Annotated in this window: 16 protein-coding genes; 10 read left to right on the forward strand and 6 right to left on the reverse strand. The window is 53.7% G+C overall.

All coding sequences use genetic code 11. The annotated features are described in order from the left end of the window. Positions 1–88 precede the first annotated feature (88 nt). The 4 genes from ID864_RS02490 to htpX all read left to right on the forward strand — a co-directional run bounded on the left by ID864_RS02490 (position 89) and on the right by htpX (position 4,518). Positions 89–589, forward strand: a complete 501-nt coding sequence (locus tag ID864_RS02490; protein WP_048915859.1) for a GAF domain-containing protein — start codon at positions 89–91, stop codon at positions 587–589. A 96-nt stretch (positions 590–685) separates the two neighbouring features. Further along, entirely contained in the window at positions 686–1,378 is a 693-nt protein-coding gene (proQ, locus tag ID864_RS02495) for an RNA chaperone ProQ (protein WP_048915860.1), read from the forward strand. Between the two features lie 19 nt (positions 1,379–1,397). Then, entirely contained in the window at positions 1,398–3,443 is a 2,046-nt protein-coding gene (gene prc / locus ID864_RS02500; RefSeq protein ID WP_048915861.1) for a carboxy terminal-processing peptidase, read from the forward strand. A 193-nt stretch (positions 3,444–3,636) separates the two neighbouring features. After that, positions 3,637–4,518, forward strand: a complete 882-nt coding sequence (htpX, locus tag ID864_RS02505) for a protease HtpX (protein WP_048915862.1) — start codon at positions 3,637–3,639, stop codon at positions 4,516–4,518. Positions 4,519–4,583: 65 nt separating this feature from the next. Here htpX and ID864_RS02510 read toward each other — a convergent pair whose 3' ends face one another. After that, positions 4,584–5,963: an MFS transporter gene (locus ID864_RS02510; protein WP_099753631.1), complete on the reverse strand. Its 1,380-nt coding sequence runs from the start codon at positions 5,961–5,963 to the stop codon at positions 4,584–4,586. 187 nt (positions 5,964–6,150) lie between these two features. Between ID864_RS02510 and kdgR the strand changes: the two genes are divergently transcribed. Next, on the forward strand, positions 6,151–6,942 hold the full coding sequence (kdgR, locus tag ID864_RS02515; protein WP_048915864.1) for a DNA-binding transcriptional regulator KdgR: 792 nt from the start codon (positions 6,151–6,153) through the stop codon (positions 6,940–6,942). A gap of 36 nt (positions 6,943–6,978) precedes the next feature. Here the strand turns inward: kdgR and ID864_RS02520 are convergent, their stop codons facing one another. Next, the gene (locus ID864_RS02520) at positions 6,979–7,215 is read right to left on the reverse strand and encodes a YobH family protein (protein ID WP_048915865.1); all 237 of its coding nucleotides are present in this window, start codon (positions 7,213–7,215) and stop codon (positions 6,979–6,981) included. Between the two features lie 229 nt (positions 7,216–7,444). On the opposite strand from ID864_RS02520, the gene ID864_RS02525 reads away from it, so the two are divergent. From ID864_RS02525 to rlmA, 4 genes are all read left to right on the forward strand, one after another. Further along, entirely contained in the window at positions 7,445–7,720 is a 276-nt protein-coding gene (locus ID864_RS02525; protein WP_048915866.1) for a YebO family protein, read from the forward strand. Between the two features lie 734 nt (positions 7,721–8,454). Next, positions 8,455–8,589 (forward strand): DUF2627 domain-containing protein, encoded by a 135-nt coding sequence (locus tag ID864_RS23670; RefSeq protein ID WP_224750361.1) that lies wholly within the window; start codon positions 8,455–8,457, stop codon positions 8,587–8,589. 22 nt (positions 8,590–8,611) lie between these two features. After that, on the forward strand, positions 8,612–8,821 hold the full coding sequence (cspE, locus tag ID864_RS02535) for a transcription antiterminator/RNA stability regulator CspE (RefSeq protein WP_001062678.1): 210 nt from the start codon (positions 8,612–8,614) through the stop codon (positions 8,819–8,821). Positions 8,822–8,992: 171 nt separating this feature from the next. Beyond that, on the forward strand, positions 8,993–9,844 hold the full coding sequence (gene rlmA, locus ID864_RS02540; protein WP_048915867.1) for a 23S rRNA (guanine(745)-N(1))-methyltransferase: 852 nt from the start codon (positions 8,993–8,995) through the stop codon (positions 9,842–9,844). Here the strand turns inward: rlmA and ID864_RS02545 are convergent. From ID864_RS02545 to manX, 4 genes are all read right to left on the reverse strand, one after another. Beyond that, positions 9,825–10,283, reverse strand: a complete 459-nt coding sequence (locus ID864_RS02545; protein WP_048915894.1) for a DUF986 family protein — start codon at positions 10,281–10,283, stop codon at positions 9,825–9,827. The two genes, rlmA and ID864_RS02545, sit on opposite strands and share 20 nt — an antisense overlap. A gap of 65 nt (positions 10,284–10,348) precedes the next feature. Further along, positions 10,349–11,200 (reverse strand): PTS mannose transporter subunit IID, encoded by an 852-nt coding sequence (locus ID864_RS02550; RefSeq protein ID WP_048915868.1) that lies wholly within the window; start codon positions 11,198–11,200, stop codon positions 10,349–10,351. Positions 11,201–11,215: 15 nt separating this feature from the next. Then, the gene (locus tag ID864_RS02555; RefSeq protein WP_048915869.1) at positions 11,216–12,016 is read right to left on the reverse strand and encodes a PTS mannose/fructose/sorbose transporter subunit IIC; all 801 of its coding nucleotides are present in this window, start codon (positions 12,014–12,016) and stop codon (positions 11,216–11,218) included. Positions 12,017–12,073: 57 nt separating this feature from the next. Then, positions 12,074–13,036: a PTS mannose transporter subunit IIAB gene (gene manX / locus ID864_RS02560; protein WP_191149355.1), complete on the reverse strand. Its 963-nt coding sequence runs from the start codon at positions 13,034–13,036 to the stop codon at positions 12,074–12,076. A 513-nt stretch (positions 13,037–13,549) separates the two neighbouring features. On the opposite strand from manX, the gene ID864_RS02565 reads away from it, so the two are divergent. After that, a complete protein-coding gene (locus tag ID864_RS02565) occupies positions 13,550–15,106 on the forward strand; it encodes a TerC family protein (RefSeq protein WP_191149356.1) in 1,557 nt (518 codons plus the stop codon). The last annotated feature ends 43 nt before the right edge of the window (positions 15,107–15,149 follow it).

A 15,149-nucleotide genomic window follows, 5' to 3' on the forward strand; every position in this document is an offset into this window, starting at 1 on the left:
ATCACCTTGTCCCGCTGTACTTTTAATGCTTAATTTTATCGGACTCAGTGGCTACCGGCCTGGTCTCAGTTTCTACAATGGTTAAACAATGACAAAAGCAGAATTTTATACCGACCTCAATCGCGACATGCGCGCACTTCTCAGCGGCGAAACCAGCTTCCTGGCGGTGATGGGCAATTGTAGCGCGCTTTTATACGAACGTCTTGATGGGGTTAACTGGGCGGGTTTTTATCTGCTGACCGAAGAGAACACGCTGGTACTCGGCCCGTTCCAGGGCAAAATCGCCTGCGTGCGAATTCCTGTCGGGCGCGGCGTTTGCGGTACAGCGGTGGCAGAAAACAGCGTTCAGCGTGTTGATGATGTGCATGAATTCCCGGGCCACATTGCCTGTGATGCTGCCAGCAACGCGGAAATTGTGCTGCCGTTAGTGGTAAATGGTCAGATTATTGGCGTGTTAGATATCGACAGCGTTGAATATAACCGCTTTGACAGTGAGGATGAAGCGGGGCTGAAAGCGTTGACTGACGGGCTTTGCGAGGTGCTTGCCGGATCGGATGTGGAAAAATTTATTCACATGAAACGCACCTAAAGCGCTGGATCACGTAGCAATTGCTGATGGGGTCATTATAATGTCGCCTGTTCATGCCTGCGCTGATTGGCAAACCCGTTGTAATCAGGAAATTTCATGGAAAATCAACCTAAGTTGAATAGCACCAAAGAAGTCATCGCCTTTCTGGCCGAGCGTTTCCCACAATGCTTTAGCGCCGAAGGCGAAGCACGACCACTGAAGATCGGAATCTTTCAGGATTTAGTCGACCGCGTGCAGGGTGAAATGAACCTGAGTAAAACTCAGCTTCGTTCAGCACTGCGTCTATATACTTCCAGCTGGCGCTATCTGTACGGCATCAAAGTCGGTGCGACTCGCGTTGACCTTGATGGCAATGCGTGTGGCCTGCTGGATGAACAGCACGTTGAACATGCGCGCAAACAGCTTGAAGAAGCCAAAGCGCGCGTGCAGGCACAGCGCGAACAGCAGCAGGCGAAAAAGCGTGAAGCCGGTGAAGACACCGCACCGCGTCGTCCGCGTAAACCTGTTCGTAAACCTGCGGCCGAAGGTGAGCAGCCACGTAAAGTGCGCAGCAAGCCAGAGCGTCCGCAGGCTGAACGCAACTCTTCCTCAGCAAGAGAAGAGACTCAGACGTCGAGTAGCAAACCGGTTACCGACACCTCAGCGTTGCAAGTGGGCCAGAGCATTAAAGTTACCGCAGGCAAAAGTGCGATGGATGCCACCATTCTTGAAATCTCTAAAGATGGCGTCCGGGTACAGCTGGCTAACGGTCTGGCAATGATAGTACGCGCAGAACACTTGCAGTTCTGATACGGAGGCTAATCAGGGCATGAACACTCTTTTTAAACGCACCATCATTGCGGGCCTGCTGATTGCAGGCAATGCCTTCGCGGCCGATAACATCACCCGTGCAGACCAGATCCCGCAGCTGCACCAGGAAGCACAGCACGCGACCGTCAGCGAGCGCGTCACTTCCCGCTTTACCCGTTCCCATTACCGCCAGTTTGACCTCGATAAAGACTTTTCGGTCAAAATATTCGAGCGTTATCTGAACCTGCTCGACTACAGCCACAATGTGCTGCTGGAGTCTGACATTGCGCAATATGCGGACAAGAAAACCACGCTGGGCGATGAGTTAAAAAGCGGCCAGCTTTCGGCGTTTTACGATCTGTATAATCTGACGCAGAAACGCCGTTTTGAACGTTATCAGTACGCGCTTTCCGTGCTGAATAAGCCGATGAACTTTACCGGCAACGACACCATTGATATCGACCGCAGCAAGTCCCCCTGGCCCAAAAGCACCGCAGAGCTGAATGCCCTGTGGGACGCCAAGGTGAAATATGATGAGCTGAGCCTGAAACTGGCCGGTAAAGATGAGAAAGAGATCCGCGAAGTCCTCACCAAGCGCTATCAGTTCGCTGAACGTCGCCTGGCGCAGAGCAACAGCGAAGACGTGTTCCAGCTTGCGATGACCGCGTTCGCGCATGAAATTGACCCGCACACCAATTATCTCTCCCCGCGTAACACCGAACAGTTCAATACCGAAATGAGCCTGTCGCTGGAAGGTATTGGTGCGGTGCTGCAGATGGATGATGATTACACGGTGATCAATTCAATGGTTGCTGGTGGTCCGGCGGCGAAAAGCAAAACCATTACCGTGGGCGACCGTATTGTTGGCGTTGGTCAGCCGGGCAAACCGATGGTCGATGTGATCGGCTGGCGTCTGGATGATGTCGTTGCGCAGATCAAAGGACCGAAGGGCAGTAAAGTGCGCCTGGAAATCCTGCCTGCCGGCAAAGGTACCAAAACCCGTACGGTAACCCTGACGCGTGAAAAGATCCGCCTGGAAGATCGCGCGGTTAAAATGTCGGTCCATAACGTCGGCAAACAGAAAGTTGGCGTGCTGGATATCCCAGGTTTCTACGTTGGCCTGACTGACGATGTGAAGGTGCAGCTGCAGAAATTGCAGAAGCAGAACGTCGATAGCATTGTTATCGATCTGCGCACCAACGGCGGTGGGGCACTGACCGAGGCGGTTTCTCTCTCTGGTCTGTTTATCCCAAGTGGCCCGGTGGTTCAGGTTCGCGATAACAACGGCAAAATCCGCCAGGACAGCGACAACGACGGCATTACTTACTACAAGGGTCCGCTGGTGGTGCTGGTTGACCGCTTCAGTGCTTCGGCTTCTGAAATCTTTGCCGCTGCCATGCAGGATTATGGCCGCGCGCTGATTGTTGGTGAACCGACCTTCGGTAAAGGTACGGTACAGCAGTATCGCTCGCTGAACCGCATTTACGATCAGATGCTGCGCCCTGAATGGCCGGCGCTGGGTTCCGTGCAGTACACCATTCAGAAGTTTTACCGCATCAACGGCGGCAGCACGCAGCGCAAGGGTGTGACGCCTGACCTGCTGATGCCTACCGGCGTAGAAGCGATAGAAACCGGTGAGAAGTTTGAGGACAATGCGTTGCCGTGGGATAGCGTTCCTGCTGCTACCTATACCAAAACTGAAGACCTCAAGCCGCTGGAAGCACAGCTGATTAAAGATCATCAGGATCGCATCGCTAAAGATGCTGAGTTCCAGTACATCATTAAGGATATCGCCCGCTTTAATGCCAACAAGGACAAGCGCAATATCATCTCTCTGAATCTTGCCGAGCGCGAGAAAGAGAACAAAGAAGATGATGCATTGCGGCTGGAACGCATTAATGCTCGCCTGAAAGCAGACGGTAAGAAACCGCTGACCAAGCTGGAAGATCTGCCTAAAGACTACAAAGAGCCGGACCCGTATCTGGATGAGACGGTGAACATTGCCAACGACCTGGCGCAGCTGGAAAAACAGCAGCCGCCAGTGACACCGGCAGCGGCAAAATAAGCCCAACAGGCACAGCAATCGCTGTGCCTTTTTTTATCCTGTCCGTCCTGCCTGGCGCTGTGCGCGAAAAGTAACACAAAGTGTAAAGTTATGTCTTTTTAAACACTTAAAGATTAAGAGTGCTTGAAAAGCGGCGTATTGACCTTACGATGGTGGTACGCGAAAAGCGGAATAACTGAGGAAGTCTAATTTTATGATGCGTATTGCTCTTTTCCTGTTGACCAACCTCGGGGTTATGGTGGTTTTCGGGCTGATCCTCAGCCTGACAGGGATCCAGTCAAGCAGTGTAATGGGCCTGATGATCATGGCGGGTCTGTTTGGCTTCGGCGGTGCGTTTGTTTCACTGCTGATGTCGAAGTGGATGGCACTGCGCTCCGTTGGTGGTGAAGTGATTGAACAGCCGCGTAACGAAACCGAACGCTGGCTGATGGAAACCGTGGGCCGTCAGGCTCAGCAGGCCGGCATTGCCATGCCGCAGGTGGCTGTTTACCATGCGCCCGACATTAACGCCTTTGCTACCGGTGCGCGTCGTGACGCCTCGCTGGTGGCGGTATCAACCGGCCTGTTGCAGAACATGAGCCGTGATGAAGCGGAAGCGGTGCTGGCTCACGAAATCAGCCATATCGCCAACGGAGACATGGTGACCATGACCCTGATTCAGGGGATTGTGAATACCTTCGTGATCTTCATCTCGCGCATTCTGGCACAGCTGGCAGCGGGCTTTATGTCCGGTAACCGCGACGAGGAAGGCAGCAGCAACGGCAACCCGATGGTGTACTTTGCAGTATCAATGGTGCTGGAGCTGGTATTTGGTATTGTCGCCAGCATTATTACCATGTGGTTCTCACGCCACCGTGAATTCCATGCGGATGCGGGTGCTGCTCGCCTGGCCGGGCGTGAGAAGATGATTGCCGCACTGCAACGTCTGAAAACCAGCTACGAGCCGCAGGAAGCCAGCAGCATGATGGCCTTCTGTATCAATGGTAAATCCAAGTCGTTGAGCGAGCTGTTTATGTCGCACCCACCGCTGGATAAACGCATTGAAGCGCTGCGCAGCGGCGAATACCTGAAGTAGGGGCGCGGCATACCGCGCCCGTTCAGGGCAAAATCATCAGTAAACCGGGCATGCGCCCGGTTTTTTTATGCCCGGTGATTGCCCGGCTGTGTAATGCGCAGGGCGCTGACCAGCGCGGCGATAGCAGCGAAGCTGCCCGCCAGCAACAGCGAGAGATGGGTGCCCTGGTTAGCAAACAGGTTGAACATCAGGGCGACAAGGGCCGCGCCGCTGGTCTGACCCAGCAGGCGGGCGGTACCGAGCATGCCACTGGCTCCTCCGCTGCGGTGACGCGGGGCCGAAGAGATAATCGTGTGATTATTCGGGGACTGGAACAGACCAAATCCGGCACCGCACAGCATCATGCGCCAGATAATATCGGCGTCTGATGGGCTGGCGGGTAGCAGGGCGAGCGCAAACAGCCCGGCGGCAAACATTGCCAGGCCAATCGCACCGAGCAGGCCGGCGTGGAAGCGCTCAATCAGCCGCCCGGCAATGGGTGCCATCACCATCGTCGCCAGCGGCCACGGCGTCAGCAGCAGGCCGGTTGCCACCTCGCTGCGTCCCAGCACGCTTTGCAGGAAGAAGGGCAGAGAGACCATGGCCAACATTTGCGCGCAGAACGAGCACACGGAGGTGCCAATCGACATGGCGAAAATAGGAATACGGAACAGGTCAACCGGCAGCAGCGGGAACTCCAGCCGCAGCTGGCGCCGGATGAACAGGGTTCCGACCAGCAGCAGCGCCACCAGTTCAGCCAGCAGCAGTTTTCCGTTCTGGCCCTGGGCAAAACCACTCAGCAGCGAGATAAGCAGGCCAAAGGTTAACGCATTCATCACGCTGCTCAGCAGATCAAATCGCTGCCCGCTGGTTTTCTGCGGATTATCCGGTAAATAGCGCAGGGCCAGCACCAGCGCGGCGATGCCGACAGGGACGTTAATCAGGAACAGCCATTGCCAGGACGCCACCGAGAGAATGGCGGCGGCAACGGTCGGCCCGGCAGCGCTGGATACCGCCACAATCAGCGAGTTAATTCCCATGCCGCGACCAAGATGGCGCTGCGGGTAGATAATGCGTATCAGAGCGGTGTTAACGCTCATCAGCGCGGCACCGCCGAAGCCCTGCAGCACGCGGGCAAAGGTCAACATGCCGAGCGAGTCCGACAGCGCACAGAACAGAGACGTACAGCTGAACAGCACCAGCCCCCACTGATAGATACGGCGGTAGCCGAGCATATCGCCAAGAAAAGAGAGGGTCAGCAGCGAAATAATAATGGCCAGCTGGTAGGCGTTAACAATCCAGATTGACTCTGCCGGGCTGGCATTCAGCTCGCGGGCAATCGTCGGCAGCGCCACATTGGCAATCGCGCCATCCAGCACGGCCACCGTGATGCCGAGTGCAATAGCCAGTATGGCCCCGTAGCGCTGGGGTAGCGGCAATCCGTCGTTGGCTGAAGTTGAGTGCATAGCGTTGAAATAGTTACGTGGGAGAAGAGTCTCATGCTAATGGTTTTTACGAATTATGCCAGTATGTAAATTGCTGAAAACTATCAGCAGATGTGTCCACGCCGTTGTGGCTTTCATTGCGCCCGGCGGAGGGGCTACGTATACTGGAAATAGCGTTCCATTTTTTATAAAACACAAAAGGTAAGTCATGGCGAGTGCCGATCCAGATAAACAGCCCGATTCCGTCTCTTCAGTGATGAAAGTATTTGGCATTTTACAGGCGCTGGGCGAAGAGCGTGAAAACGGCATCACCGAGCTTTCCCAGCGCGTGATGATGTCGAAAAGCACCGTATACCGTTTTCTCCAAACCATGAAAACGCTCGGCTACGTCTCACAGGAAGGGGAGTCAGAGAAATATGCGCTGACGCTAAAACTGTTCGAGCTGGGGGCTAAAGCCCTGCAAAACGTCGATCTGATCCGCAGTGCCGATATTCAGATGCGTGAGATCTCGCGCCAGACGAAAGAGACTATTCACCTTGGCGCCCTGGAAGAAGACAGCATTGTCTATATCCATAAAATCGACTCCCTGTACAACCTGCGCATGTATTCGCGCATTGGTCGCCGTAACCCGCTGCACAGTACCGCAATTGGTAAAGTGCTTTTAGCGTGGCGCGAGCGTGGCGAAGTGGATGCGATTCTGGCTAATGTTGAGTTTACCCGCAGCACGGCACGCACCATTACCACTAAGGACGCGCTGTTGCCCGTGCTGGAGCAGGTGCGTAGCCAGGGATTTGGCGAAGATAATGAAGAGCAGGAAGAGGGGTTGCGCTGTATTGCAGTGCCGGTATTTGACCGCTTTGGCATGGTGATTGCCGGGTTGAGCATCTCTTTCCCGACCATCCGTTTCTCGGAAGAGAATAAAAAAGAGGTGGTGGCGATGCTGCATCTGGCGGCAAAAAATATCTCAGAACAGATGGGTTATCACAGCTATCCCTTCTGACATCAGCAGGCCGGCGTTGACCGGCCCGCCGGTTAATCAATTATCCACGACTTCGCTGCTTTTCTTCAGCAGCGGGCAATCCGTCACCCCAATAATGCCGCTGTCGGTGTGCAGATACTGTGCAATCACCATGCCGCGTGCGGTCAGGTACTGACACTGTAAGCCCATTCCCGCAACGTTTTTAGTGCTGCCCGTCAGAATGCCATAGCCAGTCAGCAGCATAGCCAGCCAGATAATGACCAGCAGCGCGACAATACGTAGCAAAAATTTCATGGTAATCCCCTTATTGTTTTCAGGCGGTGTCCTCACTGCCCGCAGCAGCATAACAGCTTGTCGCTGAGTACCACACAAATCGATAAGAGGATGCTGAAACCTTTGCACCTTTCTGAGGGTTAGATGCCGACTTTTTCGGGATCTGGCTATCATTTGTCGGGCTTACAGGTAAAATCATCTGCGCGGTACTGCCGCATAGAGGCAGCTCTTTTTCTGTATTGAGGCAAGTATGAATGAAATAAACAATGGTGCGATGGATATGGTCTCTGCTGGCATCGTGGCGTTGCTGGTGATAATCGGGCTGGTGGTATGGTTTTTTGTTAATCGCGCCAGCGTGAAGGCCAGTCAGCAGGTCCAACTGCTGGAAGCACTGCTGGAAGAGCAGAAGCGTCAGAACGCGATGCTGCGCCGCCTTACCGATGCGGTTGCTGGCAAAGAGCAGGGTGCTGCAGCGAAAGATGACGCTGATAGCAAAGATTTTACCCGGCTGATCCCGGAGCGCTAATTTTTTGTCGTGAAGTTGCAGGGCGACGGGTAAATTTTTTCCTGATAGTGCCCGCGAAATGGGCCAGTTTATCCTCAACCCCTGCAGCCCGATCGCCGTGCACCAAAATGGTTCATGCGTGACCGCGCCTGATAGCCGCCCAGGCGAGGTTACTCCGCGTCGGGTGCGAACAGATAATACCACCTAGGAATAATCCTAAAGCCATTTCATTATATCAGGCCACCTATTAAGAGAACCCAGTCTAAATACGCAAATAGATTGAGCGTAATAACGTTAATAAACTGGTGCAGATCAATGCATTTAAATGGGGCAGCGTGTCAGATAGTTTCCTGTTTTTGGTGCAATTTAATTTATAAACTGTACTAATCCGTGGTTGTTGTACAGTTGTGACACCTGAGCAGGATTGATAAATGGGCCTGAGTTTAATGAACTCTTTTGACAAAGCTTTGCCATATTTATGCCATCATTGGCGCTAACATTAGCCGCTACAGCCCGCAGCAGGACGGACTTGACACCTTCGGCCGTCTGTTATAAACCCTGTATTGGTCAGGTGCTTAAAGGCTCTGCGGAGTGAATTCTGTTCAGTCGTGAACGTCGTGATGCATCAATGTGCATTCTGTGCCAGCTATCGTTTTAAATGTGTGCGACATCTCTATCCCTGTTTAAAAATGACTTGCCATTAATTTGTGGATATGTGATAAAACATTCGGGTAAAACGAGGTACAGTTCTGTTTATGTGTGGCATCTTCAGTAAAGAAGTTCTGAGTAAAAGACTAACGTTGAATACCGCTTCCTTGCCGAGCTTTAATTTAGTGCCTCATGCAGTAATGTCTCTGGTTTTTCTGTACGTTAAGCCCACGGGCGAATAAACACTCTAAGGAAATTTGCAAAATGGCAAAGATTAAAGGTCAGGTTAAGTGGTTCAACGAGTCTAAAGGTTTTGGTTTCATCACTCCTGCTGACGGCAGCAAAGATGTGTTCGTACACTTCTCTGCAATCCAGGGTAATGGCTTCAAAACTCTGGCTGAAGGCCAGAACGTTGAGTTCGAAATTCAGGATGGCCAGAAAGGCCCTGCTGCTGTGAACGTCACCGCTATCTAATTTTCGATCTGAGCCTGACATTGCCGCCCGGCGTGTAATCCAGGCTGAAATCTGAATACTGAAGCCCTGTCATTCTTGACGGGGCTTTTTTATATCCGATTTTCGTGGTGCGCGGGATTTTCCACGGGCTTTGCAGTACACTGCCGCGTCTTAAATTGATGGAGTCTTGCTATGTCGTACCAGTGTCCTCTTTGCCAGCAGCCGCTGACGTTTGACCAGCGCACCTGGCGTTGTGAAAATCAGCACCAGTTTGACCAGGCGAAAGAGGGCTATGTCAACCTGCTGCCGGTACAGCATAAGCGCTCTAAGCAGCCGGGCGACAGTGCGGATATGATGCAGGCACGGCGCAATTTCCTTGATGCCGGTCACTATCAGCCACTGCGGCTGCAGGTCGGTGATTTGCTTGAGCGTGTGCTGCCGGCAGATGACGTCAGCGTGCTGGATATCGGCTGTGGGGAAGGCTATTACACCCATGAAGTCGCCAGCCGCCTGCAGGCCAGAGGTCAGGCTGAGGTGCACGGTCTCGATGTGGCTAAAATTGCCGTGCGCTATGGCGCTAAGCGCTATCGTAACGTGGAGTTTTGCGTCGCATCCAGCCACCGCCTGCCGTTCAGCGATCGGCAGTTTGACGCGGTACTGCGCATCTATGCGCCCTGCAAGGCTGAAGAGTTGGCGCGCGTCGTCAAGCCGCAGGGCTACGTACTTACCGTCACGCCAGGTCCGCGCCATTTAATGCAGTTTAAAGCACTGATTTACCAGGATGTGCAGCTACACGACACCACGCCTGAGCAGATGCCCGGCTTCACCCTGGTTGAGCAGCAGCAGCTCTCCTACCCGATGACGCTTAACAGTGAAGAGTCCGCGGCGCTGCTGCAGATGACGCCGTTTGCCTGGCGTGCGCGCCCTGAAGTGTGGGGGATTCTGGCCACGACCGAGCAGTTTGAGTGTGAAACTGACTTCACGCTGCGCCTGTGGCAGCGTGACGACGAAATCGTGCAGGATGTCAGCGACTCTCCAGCATAAACTGATAGATGGTTTCCAGATCGTCCAGCTTGCGTACATGAACCAACAGGCGCCGTTTCTCCAGGTTAATCACCAGTACGCCATCTTCTGACAGGTTGATGGCGCTGATACGCGCGTACTCAATAAAAACGTTCGCGTAGAAAAATCCCTTCTCCTTAAACAGCATCTTCGGCGCGCGGATCCAGAACAGCCAGGCGGAGAGGCCTCCCAGTGCCAGCAGCAGCATAGTGGTCAGCTGGGGCCCCTGTGCGGCAAGGTTGTTATACAGCAGGATAGCCAGCAGGCCGATAAAGATCAGGCTGTCGAGCTTGTTGCGGCGCTGCAGCAGGATTTTCAGGCGGGTGGGGCCATGCAGACGATCCATAATCAGCTCGTCATAGATCGCATACAGTAGAATGAGTACGATAAAAAGGAGTATCAGGCAGTCAGTCAGAGACATATCGGCGTCCATAAAAAGGGGCCAGACTGGCTGGCCCCGGGGTAAAGATTATTCGTAACGCAGGATTATACGCCCAGCAGGCCAATCCAGTAACCGAAGATACCGATAACGAAGAAGCCCATAATAATCCACAGGGCATTCACCTTACGGCGCAGCAGCCACATACAGCCAAAGGTGAGCAGCAGCGGGATTAAGCCCGGCATCAGCTGGTCAAGAATCGACTGTACGGTGGTGACCGTGGTTTTACCGGTCTGGTCGGTAATCTCAGAAACCACCAGCGGCACGTTCACGTGCGTCCACTTGTTGACCAGCGCCCCCATGACAAACAGGCCGAGAATCGACGCCCCCTCAGTCAGTTTTTGCAGGAAGCCGCCACCCATATCGCTAACGATATCGACACCTTTACGATAGCCATAAGCCACGCCGTAGTAGCGCACCAGCAGACGCACCAGGTTAAACAGGACAAAGAACAGCAGGGGGCCCATCAGGCTGCCGCTCATCGCGATACCTGCGCCCAGGGCCGCAAATACCGGGCGCACGGTGCCCCAGAAGATCGGGTCACCCACGCCGGCCAGCGGCCCCATCAGACCGACTTTAATGCCGTTTATGGCAGCATCGTCGATCGGCGCTCCGTTGGCGCGCTGTTCTTCCATGGCCATGGTCACGCCGAGTACCGGAGCAGCCACATACGGATGGGTGTTGAAGAACTCCAGGTGACGTTTGATCGCCTGTTTGCGGTCGTCGTTATTTTCCGGGTACAGACGGCGGATTACCGGTACCATCGAATAACAGAAACCCAGCGCCTGCATACGTTCGAAGTTCCACGAACCCTGGAACAGGTTTGAGCGTAAGAACACACCGCGCACATCGCCTGGCGTTAATTTCTTCTGCGTAGTGGTAGTTGTTGTGTCAACCATTTCTCTCACCTTTCCTTAATCGAGTTCGTTATCAAGGTCGTTATTAGCCGGACCTGCTGCCTGCGCACCGGCAACACGATTATATTTTGGCGCCAGCTGGATATACAGCATGGCCATCACTACGCCGATGACGCCCAGAGCCACCAGGTTGAAGTTGGTGAAAGCAGCGGTCACGAAACCAAGGTAGAAGAACGGCATCAGATAGCCTGCACGCATCATGTTAATAACCATGGCGTAACCGACCACCACGATCATGCCACCGGCGATATTCAGACCGTTGGTGACCACTTCCGGGATAGAGTTCAGCAGTTCCTGAACCACGCTGGTACCGACAGAAACGGCAACAATCACGGCAGGGATCGCGATACGCATTGCCTGCAGCACCAGCGCAGAGACATGGATCCAGGAAATTGCAGTCAGGTTGCCCTTTTCAGCTGCTTTATCGGCAGCGTGCTGGAACGCAACGGTGATGGTACGGACAATAATGGTCAGAACCTGACCGGCTGCTGCCAGCGGGATAGCCAGTGCGATACCGGCACCCACGCTCTGCCCACCGGCAATAACCAGAATGGTCGAGATGATCGAAGCGAGTGCAGCATCCGGCGCCACGGCGGCGCCAATGTTCATCCAGCCCAGTGCGATCATTTCCAGCGTACCGCCGATAATAATCCCGGTTTTCATATCACCGAGGATCATGCCGACTAACGTACAGGCCACGAGTGGCCGGTGGAACTGAAATTCATCGAGGATCGAGCCCATGCCCGCAATACAGGCAACGATAAATATCAGAACAATTTGCAGCGTGGTAATCTCCATTACACTTCTCCTATTAAATGCCAGAACGGAGTTCAACCTGAAATTTCAGGCCACGGGCTACTGATGCATTTTGGCGATCAGATCCATCATTTTCAGTCTCTGGTCGCTCGATACTTTACGCACTTCCAGTTCGATTCCGCGCTCATTCAACTTTTTGAACGCCTCAATATCTTTAGCATCTACCGATACCGCATTGTTGACCTGAGTTTTCCCCTGACGGAACGCCATCCCCCCGATGTTGACCGACGTGATATTGACGCCTTCTTCCACCAGTCGCACCACATCGGTAGGATTGGTAAACAGCAGCATCACTTTATCGTGGCCATATTTCGGGTTGTTCCACACGCGGATCATTTTCGCTACGTCCACCACATGCGCGGTAACGCCCGGCGGGGCAACCTGAGTCAGCAACGTTTTACGCACGTTATCGGCAGCAACTTCATCGCTGACGACAATAATGCGGGTTACGTTGGTTTCTTTGGTCCAGCGGGTGGCGACCTGGCCATGGATTAAACGGTCATCGATACGTGCCAGACCGATTTTCATGTGATCGCCGGGTGCCATTGGGGCCTGTGGTGCAGCCGGAGCTTTCACCGCAGCGGCGGGGGCAGGGGTTTTTGGTGCTTTCGCTTTCAGGGCTTTTACCCCTTCACGGCCAGTTTCCACGGCCAGCGCGACCAGTTCATCAAAGGTTGGGTTATCGTCTCGTGCCATCAGTACTTCGACCAGCATCGGAATATTGACCCCGGCGACGACTTCATAATCGGGTTTATCTACCACAAGGCGGCTGGCGGCGTTAAACGGGCTACCCCCCCAGGTATCGACCAGAAAAAGCACTCCCTGCGTACTGTCCATATTGGCTAACCGTGCCTGATATTTCTCGATCAGGGTTTCGGCGTTTTCTCCGGGGACAAAGTCAATCCAACCGACATTTTCCTGTTCCCCTAACAGCATTTCGGCAGTTTTCAGCAGTTGTTCTGCTGCCCAGCCGTGCGTGCCAATCATAATAGCAATAGTCACTTGCTACCTCCTTATCCAGTTAAAACGACGCTTTGGAGTAAACGTCGTTCGAGGTTCAGCTGAGTTAATTGCGTTCAGCATGATTGAGGTCCCACTTTTATCTGTTGAGTTACTTATCAGCGGTACTGAACACACACCACATTGACGGCATTTATTTTAGTACGCGAAAAAATAAATTATGTGACCGTGCTCAGTAATTTAGACGCTGATCCACATTTGTCGGCTGAATGTTGAAACAACATGTCTGTGAAGGATTGTGCACCCTGAGTGTAAGAAAATATTTTGACGTCCCTGTGGCAACTGATAAAGTAGTGATCCTTTTTTCATACAGGAGTAACGGGCCTCAGCCCTCCCTATGGACTGTCACCGAAGTCGCTTAATCATGCCGCCGGGCTATCCGGTATCGTTTTTAACGTCAATTGACGTCATCATGTTTTCCACCTGTCGTTATCTCTGCCGCACGTTCAGCCGAACGCCTGCTGCTATTTCCCGTTCCTTTTTCCGGAGTCTTTCATGGAATTTCTTTTAGACCCCTCAATCTGGGCCGGTCTCTTTACGCTCATTGTTCTTGAGATCGTGCTGGGCATCGATAACCTGGTGTTTATCGCTATTCTGGCCGATAAACTCCCGCCAAAGCAGCGTGATAAAGCCCGTCTGATTGGCCTGTCACTGGCGCTGATTATGCGTCTTGGCCTGCTGTCGCTTATCTCATGGATGGTGACCCTGACCCGTCCGCTGTTTAGCGTTGGCGAATTCAGCTTCTCCGGCCGTGACCTGATCCTGCTGGTGGGGGGGCTGTTCCTGCTGTTCAAAGCCACGATGGAGCTGCATGAACGGCTGGAAAACCGTGAGATGAATGACGGCGGCAATAAAGGATATGCCAGTTTCTGGGCCGTGGTGGTGCAGATCGTTATTCTTGATGCGGTATTCTCCCTCGATGCGGTAATCACCGCTGTCGGGATGGTTAACAATCTGGCGATTATGATGACCGCCGTGGTGATTGCGATGGGCGTGATGCTGCTGGCATCCAAACCGCTGACCAACTTTGTCAACGCGCATCCGACCGTGGTGGTGCTGTGCCTGAGCTTCCTGCTGATGATTGGTCTCAGCCTGGTGGCGGAAGGATTCGGCTTCCATATTCCAAAAGGTTACCTGTACGCAGCGATTGGCTTCTCGATTCTTATTGAGCTGTTTAACCAGATTGCGCGCCATAACTTTATGCGCCATCAGGAAAGACGCCCGATGCGTGAACGCACCGCAGAGGCAATCCAGCGCCTGATGGGCGGGCGTCGTCAGAGCGAAGTGCAGAACAGTGAAAGCAGTGATGTTGCCGCGATCATGCCGCAGGAAGCGTTTAAAGATGAAGAGCGCTACATGATCAATGGGGTACTGACGCTGGCATCCCGTTCAGTGCGCAGCATCATGACGCCGCGTGGTGAGATCTCCTGGGTTGACGCCACGCGTCCGCTGGATGAAGTTCGCCTGCAGCTGCTGGATACGCCGCACAGCCTGTTCCCGGTTTGCCGGGGCGAGCTGGATGAAATCATTGGCGTCGTGCGCGCGAAAGAGCTGCTGGTGGCCTTGGATCATGGGATTGATGTGGCAACCTTTGCCAGCAATACTCCGCCGATCATCGTACCGGAAACGCTCGACCCGCTGAACCTGCTGGGCGTGCTGCGCCGGGCGAAAGGCAGCTTTGTCGTTGTCACCAACGAGTTTGGCGTGGTGCAGGGGCTGATTACCCCGCTGGACGTACTGGAAGCGATTGCCGGTGAGTTCCCGGATGAAGATGAAACCCCGGATATCATTGCGGATGGTGATGGCTGGTTGGTGAAGGGCGGAACCGATCTGCACTCGCTCCAGCAGCTGCTGGATACTCAGGAGCTGGTTAAGCCGGAAGACGATCATGCTTCGCTGGCAGGGCTGCTGATTGACCAGAAAGGTCAGCTGCCAAAAGCCGGTGAGGTGATTGAGATGCTGCCGCTACGCTTCCAGATTATTGAAGCCACCGACTACCGTATCGATCTGGTGCGCGTGACCAAAGAGCGTCAGGAAGACGAAGAAGAGTAACTATCCGGCGTGCCTGAGCCGGATTAACAGCGGCCAGGCACGC

Source organism: Erwinia aphidicola (assembly GCF_014773485.1).
In the GTDB taxonomy this organism is placed as follows: domain Bacteria; phylum Pseudomonadota; class Gammaproteobacteria; order Enterobacterales; family Enterobacteriaceae; genus Erwinia; species Erwinia aphidicola.